The 5020-nt window shown below is 71.9% G+C and carries 5 protein-coding genes and 1 pseudogene; all 6 read left to right on the forward strand.

Translation table 11 applies throughout. The annotated features are described in order from the left end of the window. Nucleotides 1–311, forward strand: a pseudogene (locus GA0115240_RS37140) (2-aminoethylphosphonate ABC transport system ATP-binding subunit PhnT); the annotation flags it as partial. Then, nucleotides 298–1254 carry a 2-aminoethylphosphonate ABC transporter permease subunit gene (locus tag GA0115240_RS23370; protein WP_370673364.1) on the forward strand — a complete coding sequence of 319 codons (957 nt, stop codon included), beginning with the start codon at nucleotides 298–300 and terminating at the stop codon, nucleotides 1252–1254. The pseudogene GA0115240_RS37140 and the gene GA0115240_RS23370, both read left to right, overlap by 14 nt. Next, on the forward strand, nucleotides 1241–2038 hold the full coding sequence (locus GA0115240_RS23375) for an ABC transporter permease (protein WP_093739328.1): 798 nt from the start codon (nucleotides 1241–1243) through the stop codon (nucleotides 2036–2038). The genes GA0115240_RS23370 and GA0115240_RS23375 overlap by 14 nt, the downstream gene beginning before the upstream one ends. A 107-nt stretch (nucleotides 2039–2145) precedes the next feature. Further along, entirely contained in the window at nucleotides 2146–3231 is a 1086-nt protein-coding gene (locus GA0115240_RS23380) for a 2-aminoethylphosphonate ABC transporter substrate-binding protein (RefSeq protein ID WP_093739322.1), read from the forward strand. Nucleotides 3232–3368: 137 nt separating this feature from the next. Further along, nucleotides 3369–4148, forward strand: coding sequence for an HAD-IIA family hydrolase (locus GA0115240_RS23385; RefSeq protein WP_093739324.1), 780 nt, complete (start codon nucleotides 3369–3371; stop codon nucleotides 4146–4148). 150 nt (nucleotides 4149–4298) lie between these two features. Further along, a partial coding sequence (locus GA0115240_RS23390) for a hypothetical protein (protein ID WP_093739326.1) occupies nucleotides 4299–5020 on the forward strand: 722 nt, incomplete at its 3' end.

A 5020-nucleotide genomic window follows, 5' to 3' on the forward strand; every position in this document is an offset into this window, starting at 1 on the left:
GGCCGGGTCCGCGGTCGGCGCCGGGCGGCTCACCGCTGCCGCCTGGGCCCGCTCCGGCGAGCCGGCGCCCCGGCCGGCCGGGGCGCCGGCCGCCAGCCGGGACAACATGCTGCGCGGCACCGTCACCGCCGTGCAGTGGCGCGGGCACGACCCACCGGCTGATCGTCGACGCCTACGGGCACGAACTGCGCGCCGACGTCGGCGACCTGCGGCAGCCGCCACAGGCCGGCGACCCGGTCGCGCTCACCTTCGACGCCGACGACGCGGTGCTGCTGCCCGGCGGGCTGGCGGGAGGCGATCTCGTTGGCTAGCGCGGCACAACCGGCCGCCGTCGCGGTCCCTTCCGGCCCCGCCAGCGGCGCCGCGCCCGGTACCGCGCCCGGCGGCGTACGCCCGCCCGCGCGGCGCAAGCGGTCGGTGCCGGCCTGGGCATGGGCACTGCCCCCGGTCGCCGCGCTCGGCCTGGTGTTCCTCTACCCGCTGGTGCTGGTCGCCCTGCAGTCCCTCGCACCGGACTCCGGCGGCCACTCGCTGGCGCCCTACCGCGAGGTCTTCCAGGAAGCGTCCTTCCGCAAGGCACTGTGGAACACCGTCTGGATCGCGGTCTCCTCGACGGCCGGCTGCATGCTGCTCGGCTTCGTGCTCGCGCTGGTGATCGCCTTCGTGCCCTTCCCCGGCGGCAGGCTGCTCAGCCGCTTCATCGACATCTTCCTGGCCTTCCCGTCCTTCCTGATCACCCTCGCGCTGCTGTTCCTCTACGGCACGGTGGGCATGGCCAACGGCGCCTGGACGGACCTGACCGGCGCGGCGAGCGGGCCGGTGGACTTCCTGCGCACCCCGTGGGGCGTGCTGCTGGCCGAGATCACCTACTTCACGCCCTTCGTGATGCGGCCGCTGCTCGCCGCCTTCTCCCAGGTCGACACCGCCCAGTTGGAGGTGGCGTCGTCGCTGGGCGCGCGGGCGCCGCGGATCGTGCGGCAGGTGATCCTGCCCGAGGCGCTGCCGTCGCTGGCGGCCGGCGGCAGCCTGGTGCTGGTGCTGTGCCTGAACGAGTTCGGCATCGTGCTGTTCACCGGCGCCAAGGGCGTCACAACGCTGCCGATGCTCGTCTACAGCAAGGCGATCCTCGACGGCGACTACCCGGGGGCATGCGTGGTCGCGGTCGTCGCGGTGGCCCTGTCAGTGACGCTGTACGCGCTCTACCGGGCCGTGCTGGCCCGCACCGCGGGAGGTGCCCGGCGTGCTGGTGCATAGCAGGTCAGGACGCTGGACCGCCTGGGCCGTGTTCTTCGTGCTCTTCCTGCCGCTGTTCGCGCTGCCGTTCCTGGTCGTGCTGATGGCGTCCTTCGCGACCAACTGGAGCGGGGCCCTGCCCTCGCACCCGACCCTCGCCCACTACCAGGACATCGGGCGCGGGGACTCGCTGCACGCGCTCAGCACCAGCCTGCTGACCGCGCTCGCGGCCAGTGTGCTGGCACTGGTGGCCGGGGGCTGGGCGGCGCTGGCGGCCGAGCGGCTGCGCGGGGCGCTGCGCCGGATCCTCGACGGACTGTTCATGCTGCCGGTGGCGGTGCCTTCGGTGGTCGTCGGGCTCTCGCTGCTGGTGGCCTTCTCCAAGCCGCCGTTCCTGCTCAACGGGACCGTGCGGATCGTGATCCTGGCGCACACGGTGCTGGTCACCGCGTTCGCCTACCAGTCGGTGGGGGCGGCGCTCGAGCGGCTCGACCCCGCCTACGAGCAGAGCGCGGCCAGTCTGGGCGGGCGGCCGCTCTACGTCCTGCTGCGGATCCGCGTCCCGCTGCTGCTGCCTTCGCTGACCGCGGCGGCGGGGCTGTGCTTCGCCCTGTCCATGGGTGAGTTGAGCGCCACCATGATGCTCTATCCGCCGAACTGGGTGCCGCTGCCCGTGCAGATCTACGGGTCCACCAGCCGCGGCGATCTCTTCGGCGGCGCCGCCCTGGCGGTCGCCCTGATGGTGACGACCCTGGCCGTCTTGCTGGCGATGTCTCGCATCCGCACCCGGGCGTCGTACCGGTGACCTGCCCCAGCCGTGCGGCCTTCCTTCGGATCCCCGCCCCCCGCTGCACCCCCCGCACACCGACCCCCGGCCCAACGCCCCGGGGAGACCAAGGAGTTCGAACTGCCATGCGCAACCGCAACCACATCCGCAAGGCCGGCCCGCTCACCGCCGGCGCCGGCGTCCTCGTGATGGGGCTCGTCCTCACCGCCTGCGGCGGCTCCTCCGCCGCCGACAGCGGCAAGCCGTCCACCGAGGTCACCATCTACAGCGCCGACGGACTGCACTCCGACGCCGGGGACGGCTTCTACGACAAGGTGTTCAAAGACTTCACGGCGAAGACCGGCATCAAGGTCAACTACGTGGAGGGCGGCTCGGGGGAGATGGTGCAGCGGCTGGTGCGGGAGAAGTCCAACACCAAGGCCGATGTGATCGTCACGCTGCCGCCCTTCATCCAGCAGGCCGACGGGAAGGGGCTGCTGGACACGTACAAGCCGGCCGGCTTCGACCAGGTGGGCGCCGCCGACAAGGACGCGGGCGGCAAGTGGACCTCGATCGTCAACAACTACCTCTGCTTCATCTACAACAAGAAGGAACTGCCGACGCCCCCCACCACCTGGAACGACCTGCTGTCCCCCGCGTTCAAGAACAAGCTGCAGTACAGCACCCCGGGCGTGGCCGGTGACGGCACCGCCGTGGTCGTCAAGGCGATGCACGACCTGGGCGGCAAGGACCAGGCCATGGCGTACCTGAAGAAGCTGCAGGCCAACAACGTGGGACCGTCCGCCTCCACCGGCCAGCTCGCGCCGAAGGTGGACAAGGGCGAGCTGCTGGTCGCGAACGGCGACGTGCAGATGAACTTCGCCGACATGGGCTCCATGCCCAACCAGGGCATCTTCTTCCCGGCCGCCGACGCCACCAGCAAGCCGACCACCTTCGCGCTGCCCTACGCGGCCGGCCTGGTCAAGAACGGCCCGCACGAGGACGCCGGCAAGAAGCTGCTCGACTTCTTCTTGACCAAGCAGGTCCAGCAGGAGGTCTCCTCCGTCGGCGGCGGCTTCGCGGCCCGCACCGACGTGGCCGCGAGCGACCCCAACGCGGCGAAGCTGCAGCAGATCATGGCCGGGGTGGACGTCTTCACGCCGGACTGGAAGGACATCAACGACAACCTGGACGCGTACGTCGACGCCTGGAAGTCCGCCACGGGCAGCTGATCGCACCGGTCCGGTCGACCGGCGGACGGCCGGGGCGGGCGCCTCCCGCCCCGGCTACGCTGGGGGAATCGAACGCAGCGATCAGGCCGGCACCTCCGACCGAGGGGTACGGCCCCCGGGAACAGGAGAGCGCATCCGTGTCGACACGCAAGCCCATCGAGTCGTGGCTCACCGACATGGACGGGGTGCTGATCCACGAAGGCACCCCCGTTCCCGGCGCCGACGCCTTCCTCAAGGGGCTCAAGGACTCGGGCAAGCCCTTCCTGGTGCTCACCAACAACTCGATCTACACCCCGCGTGATCTGCACGCCCGGCTGACCCGGGTCGGCCTGGACGTCCCGGTGGCCAACATCTGGACCTCCGCGCTGGCCACCGCCAAGTTCCTGGACGACCAGCGGCCCGGGGGCACCGCCTACGTCATCGGCGAGGCCGGACTGACCACCGCGCTGCACGACGTCGGCTATGTGCTGACCGACTCCGAGCCGGACTACGTGGTGCTCGGCGAGACCCGCACCTACAGCTTCGAGGCGCTCACCAAGGCGATCCGGCTGATCAACGACGGCGCCCGCTTCCTGTGCACGAACCCGGACCAGACCGGGCCCTCGCCGGACGGCGTGCTGCCCGCCGCCGGTTCGGTGGCCGCGCTGATCACCAAGGCCACCGGCAAGGAGCCCTACTTCATCGGCAAGCCGAATCCGCTGATGATGCGGGCCGGACTGAACGCGATCGGCGCCCACTCCGAGACCAGCGCGATGATCGGCGACCGGATGGACACCGACGTGCTCGCCGGGCTGGAGTCCGGCATGGTCACCTACCTGGTGCTCACCGGGCTGACGACGGTCCCGGACATCGGCCGCTACCCGTTCCGCCCCTCGCACGTCGTCAACTCCATCGCGGACCTCGTCTCGGAGATCTGACGCCGGCCGCTGGACGGCCTCACGGCGGGTAGTCGTACCGTCACTCGGACGGGCGAGTGATCCGGCACCCGGGGTGCGCGCGGCCGTCGCCGCGGGAATCTTCGTAAGCACCGGGTGCGAGTCCTCGCGCCCGGTCGAGCGGAGGTCTCCATGTTTGGTCTGAAAGCCCCTGCCCTCGCCGCCGCCGGCGTCGCGGCCCTCTTCGCGGTCGGCGGGATGTCCGCCGCCCCGCGGGCTGTCGCGGACGACGGCGGCGGACCGGGCGGCGCCGCCGCGGGTGCCGCCGCCGGTGCGGTGGAGGTCACTCCGCGGACGGTCGCACCGGGCGGCGAGGTGGGCCTGCGCCTGACGGGCTCCTGCACGACCGGCCAGAAGGCCAGGGCGAGCGCGCAGGTTTTTGTGGACACGGTGACCCTCGCTCCGGCCGCTGACGGCCGCGGGCTGGAGGGCAGCGCGTTCATCACGTCCGACGCGACCGCCGGCTCGTACCCGGTCACGGTGGCCTGTGACGGGGTGGCCGCTGCGGCCCGGGCGTCCGTCACCGTCACCGGATCCGGATCCAGGACCTCGACCGGCGCGGCCGGGACCCCCGCCCCCGACCAGGCGCCGGCGCAGGACCGCTCCCTCCCGGTCGGCCAGTCGCAGGATCAGGGCCAGGGCCAGGACCAGGACCAGTGGCAGGACCAGTCGTCGGACCCGTCGTCGGATCTGTCGCAGGACCCGTCGCAGGATCAGGATCAGGGCGTGGGCCAGGACGAGGGCCAGGACCGCAGCGCCGAGCAGGCCCTCGCCGCCGACCAAGCGCAGAACCCGGACCAGAGCCAGCGCCCCGACCAGAGCCAGCGCCCCGACCAGGGCCTGGACCCGGGCCA

Origin of the sequence: Streptomyces sp. DvalAA-14, from assembly GCF_900091855.1 — a bacterium.
In the GTDB taxonomy this organism is placed as follows: domain Bacteria; phylum Actinomycetota; class Actinomycetes; order Streptomycetales; family Streptomycetaceae; genus Actinacidiphila.